The organism is Mesorhizobium sp. WSM4830 (assembly GCF_055811495.1).
On sequence record NZ_JBVVQI010000013.1, the window covers coordinates 14,456 to 34,147 of the forward strand.

General features: G+C 64.8%; 18 protein-coding genes. 14 read left to right on the forward strand and 4 right to left on the reverse strand.

Annotation, left to right across the window (positions count from 1 at the left end; translation table 11 throughout):
- Nucleotides 1-81 precede the first annotated feature (81 nt).
- The 3 genes from AC0L2Y_RS17690 to AC0L2Y_RS17700 all read left to right on the forward strand — a co-directional run bounded on the left by AC0L2Y_RS17690 (nt 82) and on the right by AC0L2Y_RS17700 (nt 1,323).
- The gene (locus tag AC0L2Y_RS17690; RefSeq protein WP_473558190.1) at nt 82-318 is read left to right on the forward strand and encodes a hypothetical protein; all 237 of its coding nucleotides are present in this window, start codon (nt 82-84) and stop codon (nt 316-318) included.
- A gap of 2 nt (nt 319-320) precedes the next feature.
- Nucleotides 321-677 carry a YciI family protein gene (locus AC0L2Y_RS17695; RefSeq protein WP_473558193.1) on the forward strand — a complete coding sequence of 119 codons (357 nt, stop codon included), beginning with the start codon at nt 321-323 and terminating at the stop codon, nt 675-677.
- A 118-nt stretch (nt 678-795) separates the two neighbouring features.
- Complete coding sequence (locus tag AC0L2Y_RS17700) at nt 796-1,323, forward strand: hypothetical protein (protein WP_352567453.1); 528 nt, start codon at nt 796-798, stop codon at nt 1,321-1,323.
- 138 nt (nt 1,324-1,461) lie between these two features.
- On the opposite strand, the gene AC0L2Y_RS17705 is transcribed toward AC0L2Y_RS17700, so the two are convergent.
- Nucleotides 1,462-2,706 carry a ubiquinone biosynthesis hydroxylase gene (locus tag AC0L2Y_RS17705; protein WP_352493191.1) on the reverse strand — a complete coding sequence of 415 codons (1,245 nt, stop codon included), beginning with the start codon at nt 2,704-2,706 and terminating at the stop codon, nt 1,462-1,464.
- A gap of 100 nt (nt 2,707-2,806) precedes the next feature.
- Between AC0L2Y_RS17705 and tesB the strand changes: the two genes are divergently transcribed.
- From tesB to AC0L2Y_RS17735, 6 genes are all read left to right on the forward strand, one after another.
- Nucleotides 2,807-3,682, forward strand: coding sequence for an acyl-CoA thioesterase II (tesB, locus tag AC0L2Y_RS17710; RefSeq protein ID WP_473558196.1), 876 nt, complete (start codon nt 2,807-2,809; stop codon nt 3,680-3,682).
- Between the two features lie 219 nt (nt 3,683-3,901).
- On the forward strand, nt 3,902-4,240 hold the full coding sequence (locus tag AC0L2Y_RS17715) for a P-II family nitrogen regulator (protein ID WP_023679755.1): 339 nt from the start codon (nt 3,902-3,904) through the stop codon (nt 4,238-4,240).
- Nucleotides 4,241-4,289: 49 nt separating this feature from the next.
- A complete protein-coding gene (locus tag AC0L2Y_RS17720) occupies nt 4,290-5,612 on the forward strand; it encodes an ammonium transporter (protein WP_352480032.1) in 1,323 nt (440 codons plus the stop codon).
- 378 nt (nt 5,613-5,990) lie between these two features.
- Entirely contained in the window at nt 5,991-8,639 is a 2,649-nt protein-coding gene (locus AC0L2Y_RS17725) for an FtsK/SpoIIIE family DNA translocase (protein WP_473558198.1), read from the forward strand.
- Between the two features lie 130 nt (nt 8,640-8,769).
- Nucleotides 8,770-9,453 carry an outer membrane lipoprotein carrier protein LolA gene (locus AC0L2Y_RS17730; RefSeq protein ID WP_352493180.1) on the forward strand — a complete coding sequence of 228 codons (684 nt, stop codon included), beginning with the start codon at nt 8,770-8,772 and terminating at the stop codon, nt 9,451-9,453.
- A gap of 133 nt (nt 9,454-9,586) precedes the next feature.
- On the forward strand, nt 9,587-10,393 hold the full coding sequence (locus AC0L2Y_RS17735; protein WP_473558201.1) for an exodeoxyribonuclease III: 807 nt from the start codon (nt 9,587-9,589) through the stop codon (nt 10,391-10,393).
- A 20-nt stretch (nt 10,394-10,413) separates the two neighbouring features.
- Here the strand turns inward: AC0L2Y_RS17735 and AC0L2Y_RS17740 are convergent, their stop codons facing one another.
- The 3 genes from AC0L2Y_RS17740 to AC0L2Y_RS17750 are packed head-to-tail and all read right to left on the reverse strand — an operon-like array spanning nt 10,414 to nt 13,608.
- The gene (locus AC0L2Y_RS17740) at nt 10,414-11,265 is read right to left on the reverse strand and encodes a TIGR01459 family HAD-type hydrolase (protein WP_352468057.1); all 852 of its coding nucleotides are present in this window, start codon (nt 11,263-11,265) and stop codon (nt 10,414-10,416) included.
- Nucleotides 11,262-12,563 (reverse strand): FGGY-family carbohydrate kinase, encoded by a 1,302-nt coding sequence (locus tag AC0L2Y_RS17745; protein ID WP_473558204.1) that lies wholly within the window; start codon nt 12,561-12,563, stop codon nt 11,262-11,264. Before AC0L2Y_RS17745 ends, AC0L2Y_RS17740 begins: the two co-directional genes overlap by 4 nt.
- Nucleotide 12,564: 1 nt before the next feature.
- Nucleotides 12,565-13,608, reverse strand: coding sequence for a class II aldolase/adducin family protein (locus AC0L2Y_RS17750; protein ID WP_352493184.1), 1,044 nt, complete (start codon nt 13,606-13,608; stop codon nt 12,565-12,567).
- Between the two features lie 228 nt (nt 13,609-13,836).
- Here AC0L2Y_RS17750 and AC0L2Y_RS17755 point away from each other — a divergent pair, with 228 nt between their 5' ends.
- The 5 genes from AC0L2Y_RS17755 (at nt 13,837) to AC0L2Y_RS17775 (ending at nt 19,547) form a co-directional block, all read left to right on the forward strand.
- Nucleotides 13,837-14,619 carry a DeoR/GlpR family DNA-binding transcription regulator gene (locus AC0L2Y_RS17755; protein WP_352493185.1) on the forward strand — a complete coding sequence of 261 codons (783 nt, stop codon included), beginning with the start codon at nt 13,837-13,839 and terminating at the stop codon, nt 14,617-14,619.
- The gene (locus AC0L2Y_RS17760; RefSeq protein WP_473558205.1) at nt 14,616-15,995 is read left to right on the forward strand and encodes an FGGY-family carbohydrate kinase; all 1,380 of its coding nucleotides are present in this window, start codon (nt 14,616-14,618) and stop codon (nt 15,993-15,995) included. The genes AC0L2Y_RS17755 and AC0L2Y_RS17760 overlap by 4 nt, the downstream gene beginning before the upstream one ends.
- The gene (locus tag AC0L2Y_RS17765; RefSeq protein ID WP_352493187.1) at nt 15,992-17,536 is read left to right on the forward strand and encodes a sugar ABC transporter ATP-binding protein; all 1,545 of its coding nucleotides are present in this window, start codon (nt 15,992-15,994) and stop codon (nt 17,534-17,536) included. Before AC0L2Y_RS17760 ends, AC0L2Y_RS17765 begins: the two co-directional genes overlap by 4 nt.
- Nucleotides 17,533-18,522, forward strand: coding sequence for an ABC transporter permease subunit (locus tag AC0L2Y_RS17770; RefSeq protein ID WP_352493188.1), 990 nt, complete (start codon nt 17,533-17,535; stop codon nt 18,520-18,522). The genes AC0L2Y_RS17765 and AC0L2Y_RS17770 overlap by 4 nt, the downstream gene beginning before the upstream one ends.
- A gap of 86 nt (nt 18,523-18,608) precedes the next feature.
- Entirely contained in the window at nt 18,609-19,547 is a 939-nt protein-coding gene (locus AC0L2Y_RS17775) for an ABC transporter substrate-binding protein (protein ID WP_473558208.1), read from the forward strand.
- Nucleotides 19,548-19,692 lie beyond the last annotated feature (145 nt).

Sequence of the window (19,692 nt, forward strand, 5' to 3'; positions counted from 1 at the left end):
ATGCGTGCAAAAATGTCGACTTCCATCTGTCCCGGCCGTCCTGCGGGCGGCCATGGAATTGGTGGCCGGATGGAGGACCACATGAACAATCTGTTTTCTGCTCACCCGACGAGCACCAGCCACATGGCCGGTGAACAACAAGCCGACTGGTCGCGCGTGCCGCCTTCCGGCTTCGGCCGGCTGCTTGCGGCGATTGCCATCATCGGCATTGCGGTGTCCTTTCTGGATTATGCAGCGGGGCTCGACTATGCCGCGGCCAAAGGCCCGGCCAATGTTTCCGTAGCCTCGTCCTACGGTCCAACCCAGGAATGGAGGTAAAGATGAAATACGTTTGCCTGGTCTACGGTGAAGAAAAAGATCTCTACGCAATGACGCCTGCGAGGCTGGCCAAGCTCGATGCCGATTCGCTGGCCTATGACAGGTCGGTGGCGCAAAGCGGCCGCCTGATAATCGCGCAGGCGCTGCAATCGGTGCAGACGTCGAAGACCGTGCGCCGGCGCCAGGGCAAGCGGCTGGTTACTGACGGCCCCTTCGCCGAAACCAAGGAACAGTTGCTCGGTTTCGTCATGATCGAGGCCAGGGATCTCGACGAGGCGCTGGAGATCGCCGGCGGCATTCCGCTGGCCGAAATCGGCACGATCGAGGTGCGGGCGATCTACAACGTGCCTGGGTCGTAAGGATGTCGGCGGCCGGCGACTGGCGCAGGCTGTCGTTTCTTCAATCGGCGCAACTTTTGCGTGTTGAAGCGAAGCAATACTTCTCCTATCGTCGTCTGAGATTGGGGGATCTTGGGGCATGCATATATTGATTGCTGCAATCGGCCTGCTGGGGGCAGCGGCGTTCTGGTGGTACCGGCTGAAGACCATGAACGACGCGGCGCGTGAGGTTGCCGACGTCGTTGGCCGCGTCCAGGGCAACGTCCGCCGCAAGAAACTGCGCAAGCAGGCGGCGCTCTCGCCGCTGACGGCGATCGACGATCCGGTCGTCGCCGCCGCGACGCTGATCACCGCCATCGTCTCCGAACATGGTCCTGTGCTGCCGCAACGCGAAGCTGCCATTCGATCGGTGATCTCGGAGATTGCCGACAAAAAACAGACCGATGAAGCGGTGATCTACGCCAAATGGGCGGCATCGCAAATCGACGACGCCACGGTCGTCATCGACAAGCTGGCACCGTTCCTGCGCGAACGGCTCGACGCGGCCGAAAGGAGCGATCTGCTGCGGATGGTCAGCCGTGCGGCGGAAGCCGGCGGGCCAAACCTGCAGATTCCCGACCAGCGCATGCTGCGGCTGCGCCAGAAGCTGGGCTTCGAGGTCAATTAAGTTCCCCGACACGGAAATTTGGCAGACCGCATGGCGATTAAGCCGAGACGCCTGATCGCTTCGTCATCCTTGGGTCTTCTCTCCGCTTCGCGTCGCTACGCCCAAGGATGACGAAGTTGGGGAAGCTTCAGGGCCTGTTTAGATCGCCTCGCCTTTCAATAGTTTCGGCGTGTCGCCGGACAGACCGGACGCCTGGCGGATGAAAAAACGCTTCAGCCGGGGCATGCGTTCGACAAGGCCGAGGCCGATGTCGCGCAAAGTGCGCAGCGGGCCGAAATCGTTGGAAAACAGCCGGTTCAGCACATCGGTGGTGACGCCCATCTGCACCGTGTCGAAACGCCGCCATTGCTGGTAGCGCTCGAGCACGTCCAGCGCGCCGATGTCCTGGCCGAGCCGGTCGGCCTCGACCACCACTTCCGCCAGCGCCGCCACGTCCTTGAAGCCGAGATTGAGACCCTGGCCGGCGATCGGGTGGATGCCGTGGGCGGCATCGCCGGCCAAGGCGATGCGCGGCGCGACGAAGGCGCGCGCAATGGTCAGCCCGAGCGGCCAGGCGCGGGGCTTGTCGGCGATATGGATTTCGCCGAGCTTGAGGCCAAAGCGGTGCTCGAGCTCATATTCCAGGACCAGCGTGTCGCCACTGACCAGCTTTTCGGCATCCTGCGACCGCTCGACCCAGACGATCGACGAACGGTTGGTGCCGTCCTTGCCCGGCTTGAGTGGCAGCGTGGCAAAGGGGCCGGCTGGCAGAAAATGCTCTTCGGCGCGGCCGTTGTGCGGCCGCTCATGCGCCACCGTGCAGACGATGCCGGACTGGCCATACTCCCATTTCACCGTCTTGATGCCGGCCATGTCGCGCAGCTTCGAGTTGACGCCGTCGGCGGCGACCAGCAGGCGCGCTTTCAGCGTCGCGCCATCGGCAAGATGCACGGTGATGCCGGCACCGTTGATGTCGAAGGCGCTGACGGCGACGCCTTCGATGATGCCGATGCCGAGTTGTTCGGCGCGCCGGCGCAGGGCGCCGTTCAAATCCTTGTTGGCGACCATATGCGCGAAGGGTTCGCCGGGCGCGACCTCGCCGTCGAAGGTGAGGAACACCGGGCGGACCGGATCGGATGTGCGCGAATCGGTGACGATCATTTCTGTGATCGCCTGCGCCTCCGGCGCGATCTCGTTCCAGACGCCAAGCTGGTCGAGCATGCGGCACGCGGCGGCGGCAATCGCCGAGGCGCGGCCGTCCTTCTGCCAGACCCCGGCGGGTGCTGCATCGACGACGGCAACGGCAAGGCTCGGCCGCGCCTGCTTCAGCGATACGGCGGCGGCCAAGCCGATATAGCCGGCGCCGGCGACCAGAACGTCGAGCGAATTCTTGCTGTCCACCATGGCAATTCCTTTCGCAGCCTGACTGTCGCCGGGCATTCCGCCCTTGACTGCCCGCTGTTCCTGTCAGAAACCGCCATGGTAATTTTGCGGCGAGGTCAAGATGACGGCAGCCATGGACGAGCTTCTCGGCATTCTCGACCTCGAGCAGCTGGAACACAATCTGTATCGTGGTCGCAGCCCCAAGCTCGACTGGCAGCGCATCTTCGGCGGCCAGACCATCGCCCAGGCGCTGGTCGCCGCGCAGCGAACGGTCGAGCCCGAGCGCCATGTGCACTCGCTGCACGGTTATTTCATGCGGCCGGGCGACACCAAGGTACCGATCATCTACGAGGTCGACCGCATCCGTGACGGCGGCTCCTTCACCACGCGCCGCGTCGTGGCGATCCAGCACGGCCAGGCGATCTTTTCGCTGGAAGCCTCGTTCCAGCAGGATGAGGTCGGCCTGGAACATCAGGTGCCGATGCCGCAGGACGTGCCGGCGCCGGACTCATTGCTGTCGCAGCGCGAGTTGCTGGGCAAGTTCGGCGAAGCGGTGCCCGACGGCATCAAGCGCTATTGGGAGCGCGACCGGCCGATCGAGATGAAGCCGGTGATGCTGAAGCATTATACCAGCCGGGAAAAGCTCGAGCCGAAGCAGAACATCTGGATCCGCACCACCGGCCCGGTGCCGGCCGACCGCGCCACGCAGGCGGCCGTGCTCGCTTACCTCTCCGATATGACGCTGCTCGACACCTCGACCTTTGCCCATGGCCGTGCCATTTTCGATCGCGATATCCAGGCGGCGAGCCTCGACCACGCCATGTGGTTCCATCGCAGCCATCCGCTCGACGACTGGATGCTGTACACGCAAGACAGCCCGTCGACGCAGGGATCGCGAGGCTTTACCCGCGGCTCGCTGTTTGCGCGCGACGGCACGTTGATCGCCTCGGTTGCCCAAGAAGGACTCATCCGGCTGAAGCGGCCGCCTGCGGAGTAGGCATTTTTCGAAATTTGCCTATTTTTTAAGCATATGCACTGCCGCGACTGTGAACAGGCAGTCGGCAAACCTTCCCGATTTCGTTGTTTAACAACAGCTTAACACCCTGCTTCGGCAATTGGCACGGAGCTTGAATCCTAGCGGGCACTCTCCGGCTCTCATGGGGATCGGCGAAGTCGTGCAAACGCGGGGACCCGCAACAGCAAAGGGTGAAACCTTATGAAGATCGTGATGGCAATCATAAAGCCGTTCAAGCTCGACGAGGTGCGCGAGGCGCTCACCGCAGTCGGCATCCAGGGCCTGACCGTCACCGAAGTAAAAGGCTACGGACGGCAGAAGGGGCACACGGAAATCTATCGCGGGGCGGAATACGCGGTCAGCTTCCTGCCGAAGATCAAGATCGAAGTCGCGGTCGCTGTCGACATGGTCGACAAGGCCGTCGAAGCCATCACCGCGGCGGCCAAGACCGGCCAGATCGGCGACGGCAAGATCTTCGTTTTCGGCATCGACCAGGCGGTGCGCATTCGCACCGGCGAAACAGACACCGACGCGCTTTGAGCTGCGGATACGTATTCCAATGGAGAGTTCAATGAATATTCCTTCCACCTTGAAGATAACGGGACGCGCGGCCGTTTTGGGCTCGCTCGCTCTCGCTGCACTGGGCACGGTTGCTGCGTTCGCGCAGGAAGCCGCTCCGGCAGCACCGGCTGCCCCTGCGCCCGCGCTCGACACCGGCAACACCGCCTGGATGCTGACCTCGACGGCGCTGGTGCTGATGATGACCATACCGGGCCTGGCGCTGTTTTATGGCGGCATGGTGCGCAAGAAGAACGTGCTCGCCACCATCATGCAGAGCTTTGCCATCACCTGCCTGGTGACGGTGCTGTGGTTCATGTTCGGCTACTCGCTGGCCTTCTCGGATGGCGGCGGCATGAATGCCTATCTCGGCGGCTTCTCGAAGTTCTTCCACAACGGCATCACCACCTCGTCGCTGTGGCTGCCGGGCGTGGCGAACATCCCTGAGTTCGTCTTCTCGATGTTCCAGATGACCTTCGCCATCATCACGCCGGCGCTGATTGCCGGCGCCTTCGCCGAACGCATGAAGTTCTCGGCGCTGCTCATCTTCATGGGCGCGTGGCTGCTGGTGGTCTACGCCCCGATCGCGCACTGGGTGTGGGGCGGCGGCTTCCTCGGCACAGCCGGCGTTCTCGATTTCGCCGGCGGCACGGTCGTTCACATCAATGCCGGTGTTGCCGGCCTGGTCTGCGCGCTGGTTCTCGGCAAACGTGAAGGCTACGGCACCACCAACATGGCGCCGCACAACCTCGTCTACTCAGTCATCGGTGCTTCGCTGCTGTGGGTCGGCTGGTTCGGCTTCAACGCCGGCTCGGAACTGGCCGCCGACGGGCTTGCGGGTGCCGCGATGCTGAACACCCAGGTTGCCGCTGCCGCTGCCGCGCTCGCCTGGATGTTCGCCGAATGGATCGTCGCCAAGAAGCCGAGCGTTCTCGGCATCATCTCGGGCGCCGTCGCCGGTCTGGTCGCGGTGACGCCGGCTTCCGGTTTCGTCAATCCGACCGGCGCCTTCATCGTCGGCATCGTAGCCGGCGTGCTGTGCTACGTCTCGGCCGTCAAGCTCAAGCACGCGTTCGGCTATGACGACTCGCTCGATGCATTCGGCGTGCACGGCATCGGCGGCATCATCGGCGCATTGCTGACCGGCGTGCTCGCCGATCCGGCGATCAACAGCCTCGGCTCGGGTGCTTCTGTCGGCAAGCAGCTCTACGGTATCGTCTTCACCATCCTGTGGACGGCGATTGCCAGCTTCGTGATCCTCTACATCGTCAAGGCGCTGGTCGGCCTACGTCCTTCCACCCAGGAAGAGGTCGAAGGCCTCGACATCAGCCAGCACGGCGAAGTGGTGCCGTAAAGCTATTGGCTGGCACCGGCGTTTTGCCGGTGCCGGAAAGATCCCGTCGTGATGCTCCCGAAAGGGCTCACGCCTTGAGGCCCGGAAATCTTCCGGGCCTCTTTTTTGTGCGCAGGTGGCCGTGATGGCTCGATCACAATCGCTTGATCAAGGTACTCGATCCGCCGGTGGCGTGAAACAGCGGCCGCAGCGGCTCCGAACTGTGGTGGCGGTCGTCATGTTCGAATGGGAAGCCAGGCATGACATCTTGCGCCCGTTCCGGTGACGCAGATTGCCCATGGTTAATGCGCCCTTAACCTTCCCGCCGCTAGTCTGACAGCCGAATCTGCCGTGTTGCGCGTCCGCGCCCCGGCCGGGCAACGACAGACGAGGAAGAGCATGCGTTCAGGGGCTTCAGCACCGCTTGCGCTGGCCGATACGGAGCACGGCATCCGGTCGTTCGCGAGGCGCCAGGTCGGGCGGCTGGTCGGTGCCGGGCTGTTTGCCCTCGTTGGTTTCGGCGTCGCCGCCCTTGCCACCTGGAACGTCGCCGATCCGAGCTTTTCGCACGCTACCGACAATATCGTCACCAACGCAATGGGTTATGCCGGCGCCGTCTTTTCCGACATTGCCATGCAGTTCTTCGGGCTTGCCGCCGTTGCGGCGCTGGTGCCGGCGGTGATCTGGGGATTTCTGCTGTTTACCGCGCGCGGCGTCGACCGGCTGCCCAAACGGGCGCTGGCCTGGTTCGGGTTTTCGCTGCTTGGCGCGGCAATTGCCGGCTGCGTGGTGCCGCCCAAGACCTGGCCGCTGCCGACCGGCCTCGGCGGCGTCTTCGGTGACATGGTGCTCAATATCCCGGGCCTGATCATCGGCGGCTATCCGACGGGCCTCGTCGCCAGCGTGCTCGCCGTGCTCCTGGCAGCGCCGGCGCTGTGGGTATTCTTGTATGGCTCGGCGCTGATTTCACGCAAGAACGGCTTCGCCGTCCTCGAACAGCCTGCCGTGCCCGATCCGCAGGACGACCTGCTTTTCGACAATGAAGAGGACGAGGGCGACGAAGGCATATTGGCGCTTGGCGCCATCGCCCACTGGTGGCTGTCGCTGAGGGCCTATCTGCGCCGCCGCGCCGCGCGCCGGCGCGAGCGTGACGATTTCGAGCCGGAGATGGAGCCGCGCCCCAGCGCCTGGCGGCGGGCGGCCGAACGGGTCGAATCGGCCGAGTTCGCCGAGGCGCGGATGAGCCCGGGCGGGCGCGCCCGCGTCGAGCCGGAATTCTTCGCCGCCATGGTCAACGACCGCAGTGCCTCGATCGACCCCGACGATGCCGACGTCTTCGACGATGACGATGACATGGATTTTGCACCGGAGCCCGTGGGCCAACGGCGCAGCGCCCCGACAGCGCAGGTGCAGAATTTCCGATCCGATGCGGCCACGCGCGTCGCAGCGCCGGCACCCCGCCCGGCTCCGGGCGCCCGCGTCCAGCGCGAAGCGCAGACCACACTGATCGGCTCGGAAAGGTTTGAAATGCCGTCGCTGCATTTCCTGTCCGAGCCGAAGAATGTCGTGCGCGATGCCAGCCTGTCCAAGGACGCGCTGGAGCAGAATGCCCGCCTGCTCGAGGGCGTGCTGGAGGATTTCGGCGTCAAGGGCGAGATCATCCATGTACGTCCAGGCCCGGTCGTCACGCTTTATGAACTGGAGCCGGCGCCCGGCATCAAATCGTCGCGGGTCATCGGCCTTTCCGACGACATCGCCCGCTCGATGAGCGCTATCGCCTGCCGCGTCGCCGTGGTGCCCGGCCGCAATGCCATTGGCATCGAGCTGCCGAACGCCAGGCGCGAGACCGTCTATCTGCGCGAGATCATGGCCAGCCGCGATTTCGAAACGACAAAGGCCAAGCTGGCGCTGGCGCTCGGCAAGACCATCAATGGCGAGGCGGTCATCGTCGACATCGCCAAAATGCCGCACGTGCTGGTCGCCGGCACCACCGGCTCGGGCAAGTCCGTCGCCATCAACACCATGATCCTGTCGCTGCTCTACCGGCTGACGCCGCAGGACTGCCGGCTGATCATGATCGATCCAAAGATGCTGGAGCTCTCGGTCTATGACGGCATTCCGCATCTTCTGACGCCGGTCGTCACCGATCCGAAGAAGGCGGTGGTGGCGCTGAAATGGACCGTGCGCGAGATGGAGGACCGCTACCGCAAGATGTCCAAGGTCGGCGTCCGCAACATCGATGGCTTCAACGCGCGCGTGCAGCAGGCCGAGAAAAAAGGCGAAAGGATCTCGCGCACCGTGCAGACCGGCTTCGACCGCCAGACCGGCGAAGCGATCTACGAGACGGAGAACCTCGACCTCGAGCCGATGCCCTACATCGTCGTCATCATCGACGAGATGGCCGATTTGATGATGGTCGCCGGCAAGGACATCGAAGGCGCGGTGCAGCGCCTGGCGCAGATGGCGCGCGCCGCCGGAATCCATGTCATTATGGCGACGCAGCGGCCGTCGGTCGACGTCATCACCGGCACCATCAAGGCGAATTTCCCGACCCGCATCTCCTTCCAGGTGACGTCGAAGATCGACAGCCGCACCATCCTGGGCGAGCAGGGCGCCGAGCAGCTGCTCGGCATGGGCGACATGCTCTACATGGCCGGCGGCGGCCGCATCCAGCGCGTGCACGGTCCCTTCGTCTCCGACGACGAGGTGGAGAAGATCGTCGCGCATCTGAAGCTGCAGGGCGTGCCGGAATATCTCGACGCCATCACCGAGGACGACGACAAGGATGACGATGAGCCGTCGGGCAAAGGCAGTGGCGGCGGCGACGGCGGCAATTTCGAGGATTCCGACGATCCCTACGACCAGGCGGTTGCGGTGGTGCTGCGCGACGGCAAGGCCTCGACCAGCTACATCCAGCGCCGGCTCGGCATCGGCTACAACCGCGCCGCCTCGATCATCGAGAAGATGGAGAAGGAAGGCATTGTCGGCCCGGCCAACCATGCGGGAAAACGCGAAATCCTGGTGCCGACGGAGGACGACAAGTTCTAGAGGCCGCGCCGGCAACTTTGAACCTTTTGGCGCGTTGCAACGGACGGGCGCCGTGCGGCCCGCCAAACTTAAGCCCAACTGGGGGGCCAGACCAACATAACGAGCAAGCAATCAGATGATGGTGACCGGCATGAAAAACGCAACTCTCGCCCCAAGCAGCGATTTCGCCCCAACCCGCCGGCAGGTGCTCGGCCTCGGCCTGGTCCTGGCCGGTGCGGCGGCCGCCAACCTCGTGCCCGGCTTCCAGCTTCTGGCGTCGGCGCAAGCAGCGGTTCCGGCGACGGCGCAGAAGATCGCCGATCATTTCTCCTCGGTCAAATCGATGAGCGGCGAGTTCGTGCAGTTCGGACCCAAGGGCGAGCAGACCGGCGGCAAGTTCTTTCTGGAACGGCCGGGCAAGATCCGCTTCAATTACGACGGCGCCTCGAATTTCAGGGTGATTTCCGACGGCAAGTCGGTGGTCATCCTCAACAAGAAGCTGCGGACCTCCGACCTCTACCCGCTGTCGAAGACGCCGCTGAAGCTGCTGCTCGACGACAAGATCGATCTGTCGGGCGGACGCGTCAGAAGCGTCAAGGAAGAGGACGACCTCACCACCATCCAGCTTGCCGACAAATCGGTGTTCGGCAATTCGAAGATCACCATGATGTTCGATCCGAAATCCTATGAATTGCGGCAGTGGACCATCACCGATGCGCAAGGCAAGGATACGACGGTGATGATCTTCAACACCAAGGAGGGCGTCAGCTTCGCCCCCGACACCTTCGCCATCGACTATACGGCGAACCGCGAGCTGAACACCAAGACGCGGTAGCTTTCTACCGCTACGGGATGGCTTTCCGCGTTGGTGCGGGCGGCTTGTCTTTGCGGTGCGCGGCTGGCAGTAGTTTCCGCGATTGACTTCCGTCGGAGCCATCCGGCGGATCTTGCGTTGTCCGGAACCCCACATGCCGTTTTCCGTCGCTACCTGGAACATCAACTCCGTCAGGCTGCGCATGCCGATCGTCGAGCGCCTGCTGGTCGAGCAGGCGCCGGACGTGCTCTGCCTGCAGGAAACCAAGGTTCCGGACGAATTGTTTCCGGAGAAGGCGTTCCGCAAGCTCGGCTACGAGCACATCGCCTTCCATGGCCAGAAGGGCTATCACGGCGTCGCGACCATAGCGCGCCGTCCGATCGAGATCGTCGAAAAGCGCCGCTTCTGCGAGATCGACGACAGCCGGCATCTGTCGGTCACTGTCAAGGCCGGCGGCAAGACGATCCTGCTGCACAATTTCTACGTACCGGCCGGCGGCGACGAGCCCGACCCGGCCGTCAACCGCAAGTTCAAGCACAAGCTCGATTTCGTTGCCGAGATGAACGCCGTTCGCGCCGAGCATGACGAGCATTCCGGCTCGATCCTGGTCGGCGACCTCAACATCGCGCCGCTCGAGCACGATGTCTGGTCGCACAAGCAGCTCCTCAACGTCGTCAGCCATACGCCGGTCGAGACGGAAAACTTCGAGGCGATGCGGCTCGCCGGCGACTGGATCGACCTGATGCGGCTCAATGTGCCTTATGAGGAGAAACTCTACACCTGGTGGAGCTATCGCGCCCAGGATTGGCAGGCCTCAAATCGCGGCCGCCGCCTCGACCATATCTGGTCGTCGCCAAACCTGGTGCCGCATTTCGCCGGCTATGAAATCCTGCGGCCGGCGCGCGGCTGGGAACGGCCCTCGGACCATGTGCCGGTGATCGGGCGTTTCAACCTGGACTAGCTTTGTCTCGCCTTAACAACTCAGCGGAACCTGAAGCTATCCGCGATGTAGTCGGGGCGGGCGTTCAGCGTGGCGAAAACGTCCTCCAGATCAGGCGCCCCCGCCAATATGCCTGACAGGACCAGCGTCGTCGCGACGCCGACGCCGTTGCCGCCGGCGATGTCGTGCTCGACGCTGTCGCCGACGCAGACCACGCTGTCGCGCTCCGGGTGGCCCGCCAGTGCCAGCGCTGCCTCGAATATCTGCGGATTGGGCTTGCCAATGCGCGCCACGCTGCCGCCGAGGCTCTCATAGAGATCGGCGAGCCGGCCGGCGCCGAAACGAGGGCCGACGGCAGTCAGCATGATCTTGTCGGGATTGGTGCAGAAGCATGGCACCCGCCGCGCCGCTGCCGGACCAAGAAGCCGGCGATAATGGTCGAGGTCGTAGCGATCGCCCTCGCTGGCGGAAATCAGCACCAGTTCTGCATCGTCGCCGTCCCTGGCCAGGACGAAGGGCAGGCCATCGACAGCCGAACGGTCATTGTCGCGGCGGATCAGCAGGCATTTTGTCTGCGGGCGCAGGGCTCCGGATGCCGCCATTTGGTGGAAGGAGCGCCACGCCACCTCGCCGGAGGAGACAAAGTGGTCCCAGCTTCCCGGTTCGAAGCCGAGCTTCAGCAGGCGGCGCTCATTGGGTTGCGCTCGCTTGCCGGAATTCGAGATCAGCACGATGGTCTTGCCGGCGCGCTTGAGTGCCGACAAGGCTTCGACAGCACCCGGATAGGCGCTCGTGCCGTCGTGCAGCACACCAAACTGGTCGAGCAGGAACACCTGATAGCGGTCGATCAGCGCGGCGATGCCATCGAGGTGTTGAATTGCCTTGGTCGTCATAAAAGCCCCGCTGCGCTTGCGCCCATCAGCGCCAGCCGCGCCGTGCCGGCAGCGGCCTCCTCCGAAAGAGCCGGTACGAGAGCGACGCCAAGCTTGCGCTGCCGGATCGCCGTCCAGGCCGGATTGGCCGCACCGCCGCCGACGCTCCTGACCGATGTCAGCCGGGGTGCGCCGAGTTCGGCAAGCCGGCGATAGCCGAGCGCCTCGATCGCCGCAATACCCTCGAACATCGCTTTCAGATAATCGGCGTCGTCGGCGGGCCGCGGCTCGAGGCGGGGCGGCAGCGCCGGATCGGCTATAGGGAAGCGTTCGCCCGGCGCCGGCAGCGGGTAATAATCGAGGCCGGTCTCGGTCGCCGGGTCGATCTTTTTGCTGAGTTCGACAATGCGGGCGACGGGGAAATGCTGGGCCAGCACCTTGCCGCCGGAGTTCGAGGCGCCGCCCGCCAGGTAGGTGTCACCCAGCCTATGGCTGTAGATGCCGAATTGCGGCGCCGAGATCGGCCGGCCGCAGAGCATCTTGATGGTCAGCGAGGACCCCAGCGCGGTGACGCCGTCGCCGACTGTCGCGGCGCCTGTCGCCAGGAACGAGGCGCAGCCATCCGTCGTGCCGGCGACAACGGCCACGTCACGCGGCAGGCCGAACATTTTCGCGGCGCTGGCGGTGAGCGTGCCCGTGACATCGCCCGGTCGCACGACGCGGGGCAGGAATTCCGTGCGCATGCCGGTCGCCGCGATCCAGTCCGGCCAGCGCCGGGCCTCGACGTCGTAGCCGGTCTTCAGGGCGTTGTTCTCGTCGCTGACATCGAAGCGGCCGGAAAACTGTCCGGCGATCCAGTCGGCCTGATGCAGCACAGTGGCGACGCCGGGCAGGTGCTGGAAAGACAGCGCCTTGGCGAGACCGGACGTCGCCCCGAGTGCAGGGCTCGTTGCCGGTGCCGCGCCGGCTATTGCAGTCAGGATAGTGTCGTCAGCGACCTTGTCGTTGTACATCAGCGGTTCGGCCAGCGGTTGCCCGGCGCCGTCGACCGGCAGCAGCGTGCCCGACGTACCGTCGACGGCGATCGAGTGCACTGCCGCGCGATCGATGCATTTGAGAAGTTCCGCCAATGTCGCGCCGACCGCCTCCCACCATATCGCGGGGTCGCGGCCGTTCAGCCCAAATCGCTCGAGGGCAATAGCGGAATGCGCGGCAATGGAAAAGTCTGGGCGCATGGCGACGGCGCGCGCGCCGGATGTGCCGATGTCGATGCCGATGGCAAGCGGGCCAGTCGATAGCGGGCTTGACGAATGCGGCATGTCAGCTGCCTCCGGCATTGAGTTTCTGGCGATATTTTTCGGCGTCCCAGTTGATCAGCTCGTCATTCTCCGCCGCTGTCAGATAATTCAGCTTCGCCGCGACATCGACCCGCGCCGTGACGTCGGAAAGGCAGCGCTGCATGGCGTCGGCACCGGCACCGGCGTCGCCGCGTATCAGCACGCCGAGGCCGGGAAACAGGATCGCCACGGGTGCGGCGCCGCAGCGCTCGATGACGCGCTTCACATCCTCGCCCGGTCTCGCCACGACCGAGCCTTCGCCGAGAAAGATGACGTGGTCGGGGTAGAGGCTGCCACCCGAAGCCATACGGCAGCTTTCGGGGTCGATCGCCACCGCATGCGCCTCGACATCGGCCGGCAGTCTGTAGCCGCTGCCGCCGGCGAGCGCCGTCAGCGCCGCGATGTCCGGTTCCGCCACCTGGCGCGGCGGCCGCGCCAGCAGCCGTATCACCTGGCGCAGCAGCATGCCCGCCTTCGCGACGGTCTCGGCTGCAACGACCAGGCCGTGATTGCCGAGGATCAGGACATCCACGCCTGGCCGCAGGCGCTCGGCGATGCCCTGGGCGAGCGGCAGTCCCGGCCGGCGATAGGGAACATACGCCCATTGGCGGCCGTCGAGCCGCCTGGCGGCCTCGGCCTCGCAGTCGGCCTGCACGGCCAGCGAAATGGTCTCGACGCAGTGGACATGCAGGACGATGCGCTGCGGCATCAGCGCATGCACGGTGGTCTCGATCGACGGGCGCAAGCCGCGTGGATTGAGGGCGCCGATGGCGAAGGCCTGCGGCTGTTCGGCGGCCGGGTCGCGCCGTTCGATGGCGTCGAGCAATGGCGGGATGCTGACCGGCACCATGATGTCCGCGGTGAGCGCGTCCTTCAGCCAGGTGCCGGAGGCCTTGATCCAGAGCGTGTCGCCGGCTTTCAGCGAGGTGTTGCCGCCGGCGGCCTGGGTCAGATGCGGGTCGCTGCCGATCTCGGCCGAAAGCGACCGCAGCGCTGCCAGTTCCTGCGCATCCGCACTGATCGTCATCGAAATTCCTCCACAAACCGGCCGCGTGGGCCACGGCTTTGGACGTCCCGTTGCCGGGACGAAGACCGACCCTGGTATCGCAGACGCGAGTAAGTTACGTCAACAGTGATGTTATCGCGTCAATCAGGCTTGCAATCCGAGGCGCGTTGAGTAAGTTGCACCAATTGCCGTGCAAAATGGCAATGCGGTGCAAAATGCTTGGGAGGCAAGCGCATTGGGAGGTAAGGGTTGAGCGACTCCGGCCGCCAGCGCCAGATCGTCGAGCTTTTGCGGGACCGGCCTTTCGCATCGGTGCGCGAGCTGCAGGAGCGGCTTGGCGTGTCGGCGGCGACAGTGCGGCGCGACATCGACAAGATCGATGAGGCCGGCGAAGCGCGCAAGGTCTATGGCGGCATCTCGGCGCTTGATGGCGCTTCGCAAGCCGGCGTCGCCTATGCCAGGCCCTATGACGAGAACCGCGACCTCGCCGTCGAGGCCAAGCGGCAGATCGCCGCTCTCGCCGCCACCATGGTGCGCGACGGCGACGCGGTCATCGTGCATGGTGGTTCGACCTGCTTCCATCTCGGCGTCAAGCTCGCCGACCGCAACATCCGGCTCTACACCAACTCGATGCCGCTCGCGGCCTATCTCAGCGACCACGGCCATTGCAGCCTCACCGTCGCCGGCGGCGAACTGCACCGCGAGCCGGGCATCATCCATTCGCTGACCCAGACGGTGCCGTTCTACGCCTCGAAGTTCTTTCTCGGCGCGCAAGGCATCGGCCAGGAAGGCCTTCTGGAATCGCACCCGCTGCTGGTCCGCTCGATCGTCGAGCTCAGCCTCTGCGCCGACCAGATCGTCGTGCTGGCCGACAGCCGCAAACTGTCGATCCACGCGCGCAACGTGGCACTGCCGCTGTCGCGGATCGGCACGCTGGTCACCGATGACGGCCTGTCCGACGCCGACGCGCGCATGCTCGAAGATGCCGGCGTCGCGGTGCGGATCGCCGCTTCCTCGGGAGGCGCCCAATGAACATCGCCGTCCTCGATTTCGGCAAGACCAATTCGAAGCTGTTCGTCTTCGGCCAGGACGGACAGATCCTCGACGAGCGCCGTACTCAGCCGAGCTGGATCCGCAAAGACGGTTTCAGCGTGCTCGACGAGCCAGCGCTTCACGACTGGGCGGCTCGCGCCATCGATGAGGCGGTTGATGCACATGGCGTGGAAGGGTTGATGGTATCCGGCCATGGCTGCACCTTCGCGCTGGTCGACGAAGCCGCGCTGACGCATCCGATCCTCGATTACGAGCAGGAACCGCCAGCTGAAATCGCCGCGCAGATCGACCGCCGCATTCCGGATTTTGCCGAGACCTTTTCGCCCCGCCTGCCGCTTGGCTTCAACTACGGCCGCCACATGTTGTGGCTGAAGCAGGTGGGGCCCGGTGCCTTCGCCGCAGCGAAATCGATCCTCGGCTACCCCCAATATTGGAGCTGGCGGTTTGGCGGCCGGCCGGTATCGGAAGTGTCGTATCTCGGCTGCCACTCGCATCTGTGGGCGCCGCGCAAACGCGATTTCAGCTCGCTGGTCGATGCCGAGGGCTGGCGCGGCCAGATGCCCGCCTTCGAGCGTGCCGGCGCGGTGATCGGCGAGCAGCGCTTCGGCCAGGCCGAGAAGCCGGTCGCCATCCATAATGGCGTCCACGACAGCAATGCCGCGCTCCATGCCTACCGCCGGCAGCAGCTTGGGCCGGTGACCGTGGTCTCGACCGGCACCTGGGTGGTCGTGCTCAATCCGGACTGCCCGCTCGACGCACTCGATGGCGAGCGCGACATGCTGGTCAATGTCGATGTCGATGGCGGCCCGGTGCCGACCATCCGCTTCATGGGCGGCCGCGAATTCGCGACGATCAGCGCCGGCTGGCAGGGCGCAATTGCGCCGTCATCGATACAACGGGTGATCGACGCCGGCATCATGGCGCTGCCGAGCTTCGCGCCCGGGGGCCCAATGCCGCACCGACGCGGCGAACTGGTCGGGCGTACGCCCAATGCCGAGGAACGCGCGGCGATGGCGCTGCTCTATGTCGCGCTGATGGTCGATCTGTGCCTCGAGCTGATCCATTCGGACAATACGGTGATCGTCGACGGCGGCCTGAACAATGGCGGGCTGCTTGCAGCGTTGCTGGCGCAGTTGCGGCCCGGGCAGGCCTTCCTGCAGGGCGCAACGCTGGAGGGCAGCGCCACCGGTGCTGCCGCACTTGCCTTTGAAAGTGTCGGACGCGAATTTGCCACCGAGGCGCCGGAGGCGGTGCATGCGGCAAGCTTCAGCGGCCTTGCGGGTTACCGCAGCGACTGGCGCGGCCTTGCCGCCGACCGGGCTGTGGCCAGCGCAGCTGCAGGAGCTGCCCGATGAGCGCCGCCGCCCGGAGCGAGACGGCCCGCCAGCCGGTGCTGGAAATGCGCCACATCTCGAAAACGTTCGGTGCGATCCGCGCCTTGCACGATGTCTCGCTGACCGTTCATGCCGGCGAACTGCACGCGCTGATGGGCGAGAACGGTGCCGGCAAGTCGACGCTGATGAAGGTGCTGTCCGGCGCCTACCGGCCGGATCCCGGCGGCGAAATCCTGATCGACGGCGTGCCGGCCGCCACCGGTGATCCGATCAAGGCACGCGCCGCCGGCATTGCGGTCATCTATCAGGAGCTGTCGCTGGCGCCCAATCTGTCGGTGGCGCAGAACATCTTCCTCGGCAACGAGCCGCGACGGTTCGGCGTCGTCGATCGCGAGCAGTGCAATCGGCGCGCCAGCGAGATCATCGCGCGGCTCGGCGTGACCTTCTCGGCGCGCACTCCGGTCGCCAGCCTGTCGCTGGGCGAACGCCAGCTGGTGGAAATCGCCCGCGCGCTGTCGACCAATGCGCGCATCATCGTCATGGACGAGCCGACCACGTCACTGACCTCGCGCGAGACCGACCGGCTGTTCGAGGTGATCGCGACGCTGAAGTCGCAAGGCATCGCCATCATCTACATCAGCCACCGCATGGAAGAGGTCTACCAGCTCGCCGACCGCGTCAGCGTGCTGCGCGACAGCGGCTATGTCGGCACGCTCGACCGCGCCGACCTGAACGCCTCGCGCCTGGTATCGATGATGGTCGGGCGCGATCTGTCGACGTTCTACAAGAAGGATCACCGACCGCCGGACAGCAAGCGCGCCGTCGCGCTGTCGGTGCGCGGCATGTCGGACGGCAATCTCATAAAGAATTGTTCGTTCGACCTCCACAAGGGCGAGGTGCTGGCACTGGCCGGCCTGGTCGGTTCGGGCCGCACCGAACTGGCACGGCTGATCTTCGGCGCCGACAGGCACATATCGGGCACGCTGGAGCTCGGCGGCAAACCGATATCCATAGGTTCGCCAAGCGAGGCGCTCGATGCCGGCATCGCCTACCTGACCGAGGACCGCAAGCAACTTGGCCTGTTTCTCGACATGTCGATCTCCGACAACATCAGCATGGGCGTGCTGGCAAGGGACGCGAAGGCCGGCGGCCTGCGCGACTTCAATGCTGCCGAAAAGCGCGCCGCCAAGGCGGTGTCGGATCTCTCCATCCGCACCGGCTCGGTGCAGGCCAATGCCGGCTCGCTGTCGGGTGGCAACCAGCAGAAGGTGCTGCTCGCCCGCCTGCTGGAAACCGAGCCGCAGGTCGTCATCCTCGACGAGCCGACCCGCGGCGTCGATGTCGGGGCGAAGTCGGAAATCTATCGGCTGATCGACAATCTGGCCAAGAAAGGCATCGCCATCCTGATGATCTCCAGCGAACTGCCGGAGGTGATCGGCATCGCCGACCGCGTGCTGGTGATGCGCGACGGCACCATTGCCGGCGAGGTGACGGCGTCGGAGGGCGAGCCGCTGCAGCAGGAAGCGATCATGGAACTTGCAACGGGAGCGGCTCAGCGATGACCGACACGATGAAAGCGGACGACCGGGCGGTCGGCAGGAGCACGAGGTGGCGTACCGCCATCGCTGCCCTCGGCATGCTGCCGATCCTGATCCTGCTGGCGGTCGGCTTCCAGTTCATCAATCCGCGCTTTTTCACCCAGACCAATCTGCTGATCGTCATGCAGCAATCGTCGATCAACATCGTGCTGGCGGCCGGCATGACTTTCGTCATCCTGACCGGCGGCATCGACCTGTCCGTCGGCTCGATCCTTGCCGCCTCGGCGATGGTGGCGGTGATGGTGTCGCTGGTGCCCGATTGGGGACTGCTGGGCGTGCCGGCGGCCATTCTCGTCGGCCTCGGCTTCGGCGTCATCAACGGGCTGCTGATCGCCTATATCAGACTGCCGCCGTTCATCGTCACGCTGGGGTCGCTGACCGCCGTGCGCGGCGTCGCCCGCCTGCTTGGCCAGGACACCACGGTGTTCAACGCGGACCTGCCGTTCGACTTCATCGGCAACGGTTCGCTGTTCGGCATTCCGTGGCTGGTCATCATCGCGCTGGCGGTCGTGGTGCTGTCCTGGCTGGTGCTCAAGCGCACCGTGCTCGGCACCTGGATCTACGCGGTCGGCGGCAACGCCGAGGCCGCCAGGCTGACCGGCATCAAGGTGCCGCTGGTGCTGCTTTTCGTCTACGGCGTTTCCGGCCTTCTGGCCGGCCTTGGCGGCGCCATGTCGGCGGCCCGGCTTTATGCCGCCAACGGCCTGCAGCTTGGGCAATCCTACGAACTCGACGCCATTGCCGCGGTCATCCTCGGCGGCACCAGCTTCGTCGGCGGCGTCGGCTCGATCTGGGGCACGCTGATCGGCGGCCTGATCATCGCCGTGCTCTCCAACGGGCTCATCCTCGCCGGTGTTTCGGACATCTGGCAGTACATTATCAAGGGATTGGTCATCATCGTGGCGGTCGCCCTCGACCGTTACCGGCTCCAGGCAGGAGCAAGAACGTGATGGCCCTTAGTCGCCGGCATCCAACGAGCCGGTTTCATGTGTAACGCACCGTGAGAGGCGCGGGGCATCAGGAGGAAAATAAAACAATGAAGACCATCGCTAAATTGCTCTGCGGCGTCGCTCTTGCGGCCGCCGTCATCGCGCCGGCATCGGCCAAGGATCTGAACAAGGTCGGCATCTCGGTCGGCCTGCTCGGCAACCCGTTCTTCGTCGCCACCATCAAGGGCATCGAAGACGCGGCCAAGAAGATCAACCCGAATGTGCAGGTGACGTCGGTATCGGCCGACTACGACCTCAACAAGCAGGTTTCGCAGGTCGATTCCTTCATCGCCGCCGGCGTCGATGTCATCATGCTCAACGCCGTCGATGCCAAGGCGATCGCGCCGGCAGTCAAGAAGGCGCAGGCGGCCGGCATCGTCGTTGCCGCTTTCGACGTTTCGGCGCCCGGCGCCGACGTCACCGTGATGACCAACAACGTCAAGGCCGGCGAAGAGGCGTGCCAGTATCTGGTCGATCATACCGGCGGCAAGGGCGACTACGTCATCCTCAACGGCCCGTCGTCATCGTCCATCCTGGAGCGGGTCAAGGGCTGCAAGGACGTCTTGGCAAAACACCCCGACATCAAGATCCTTTCCGACGACCAGAACGCCGAAGGCTCGCGCGATGGCGGCCTGAAAGTCTTCCAGTCGCTGCTGACCCGCTTCGACAAGATCGACGCAGTCTTCGCCATCAACGACCCGACGGCGATCGGCGCCCAGCTTGCGGCCAAGCAGCTCAACCGTTCCGAGTTCGTCTTCACCGCGGTCGACGGTGCGCCCGATATCGAGAAGGAACTCGCCTCCGGCACGTCGATGATCAAGGCCTCGGCCTCACAGGATCCCTATGTGATGGCCGGCCAGTCGCTGACGATGGCGGCTGACCTGCTTGCCGGCAAGAAGCCGGCCGAGCCGACGGTGCTGCTCGACCCGAAGCTGATCACGGCCGACAATTTGAAGGATTACAAGGGCTGGACCGCAGCTCGCTAAGCCTCCCAAGCCTGGTGGGGGGGGGGGGGGGGGGGGCCGCCGGGGTTTTTTGGTAGGGGGTGGGCGCGGGGGGGGGGGGGGGGGGGGGGGGGGGTTTATGGGTGGAAAAATATGGGGGGGAGGGGTGACAAAAAAGTAGTTGTGG

Coding starts and splice junctions, on each gene's coding strand:
- AC0L2Y_RS17730 (WP_352493180.1), top strand. CDS start 8,770: ATGAAAAACGCAACTCTCGCCCCAAGCAGCGATTTCGCCCCAACCCGC.
- AC0L2Y_RS17735 (WP_473558201.1), top strand. CDS start 9,587: ATGCCGTTTTCCGTCGCTACCTGGAACATCAACTCCGTCAGGCTGCGC.
- AC0L2Y_RS17775 (WP_473558208.1), top strand. CDS start 18,609: ATGAAGACCATCGCTAAATTGCTCTGCGGCGTCGCTCTTGCGGCCGCC.
- AC0L2Y_RS17705 (WP_352493191.1), bottom strand. CDS start 2,706: ATGGTGGACAGCAAGAATTCGCTCGACGTTCTGGTCGCCGGCGCCGGC.
- AC0L2Y_RS17740 (WP_352468057.1), bottom strand. CDS start 11,265: ATGACGACCAAGGCAATTCAACACCTCGATGGCATCGCCGCGCTGATC.
- AC0L2Y_RS17765 (WP_352493187.1), top strand. CDS start 15,992: ATGAGCGCCGCCGCCCGGAGCGAGACGGCCCGCCAGCCGGTGCTGGAA.
- AC0L2Y_RS17715 (WP_023679755.1), top strand. CDS start 3,902: ATGAAGATCGTGATGGCAATCATAAAGCCGTTCAAGCTCGACGAGGTG.
- AC0L2Y_RS17690 (WP_473558190.1), top strand. CDS start 82: ATGAACAATCTGTTTTCTGCTCACCCGACGAGCACCAGCCACATGGCC.
- AC0L2Y_RS17725 (WP_473558198.1), top strand. CDS start 5,991: ATGCGTTCAGGGGCTTCAGCACCGCTTGCGCTGGCCGATACGGAGCAC.
- tesB (WP_473558196.1), top strand. CDS start 2,807: ATGACGGCAGCCATGGACGAGCTTCTCGGCATTCTCGACCTCGAGCAG.
- AC0L2Y_RS17770 (WP_352493188.1), top strand. CDS start 17,533: ATGACCGACACGATGAAAGCGGACGACCGGGCGGTCGGCAGGAGCACG.
- AC0L2Y_RS17745 (WP_473558204.1), bottom strand. CDS start 12,563: ATGCCGCATTCGTCAAGCCCGCTATCGACTGGCCCGCTTGCCATCGGC.
- AC0L2Y_RS17695 (WP_473558193.1), top strand. CDS start 321: ATGAAATACGTTTGCCTGGTCTACGGTGAAGAAAAAGATCTCTACGCA.
- AC0L2Y_RS17750 (WP_352493184.1), bottom strand. CDS start 13,608: ATGACGATCAGTGCGGATGCGCAGGAACTGGCAGCGCTGCGGTCGCTT.
- AC0L2Y_RS17760 (WP_473558205.1), top strand. CDS start 14,616: ATGAACATCGCCGTCCTCGATTTCGGCAAGACCAATTCGAAGCTGTTC.
- AC0L2Y_RS17700 (WP_352567453.1), top strand. CDS start 796: ATGCATATATTGATTGCTGCAATCGGCCTGCTGGGGGCAGCGGCGTTC.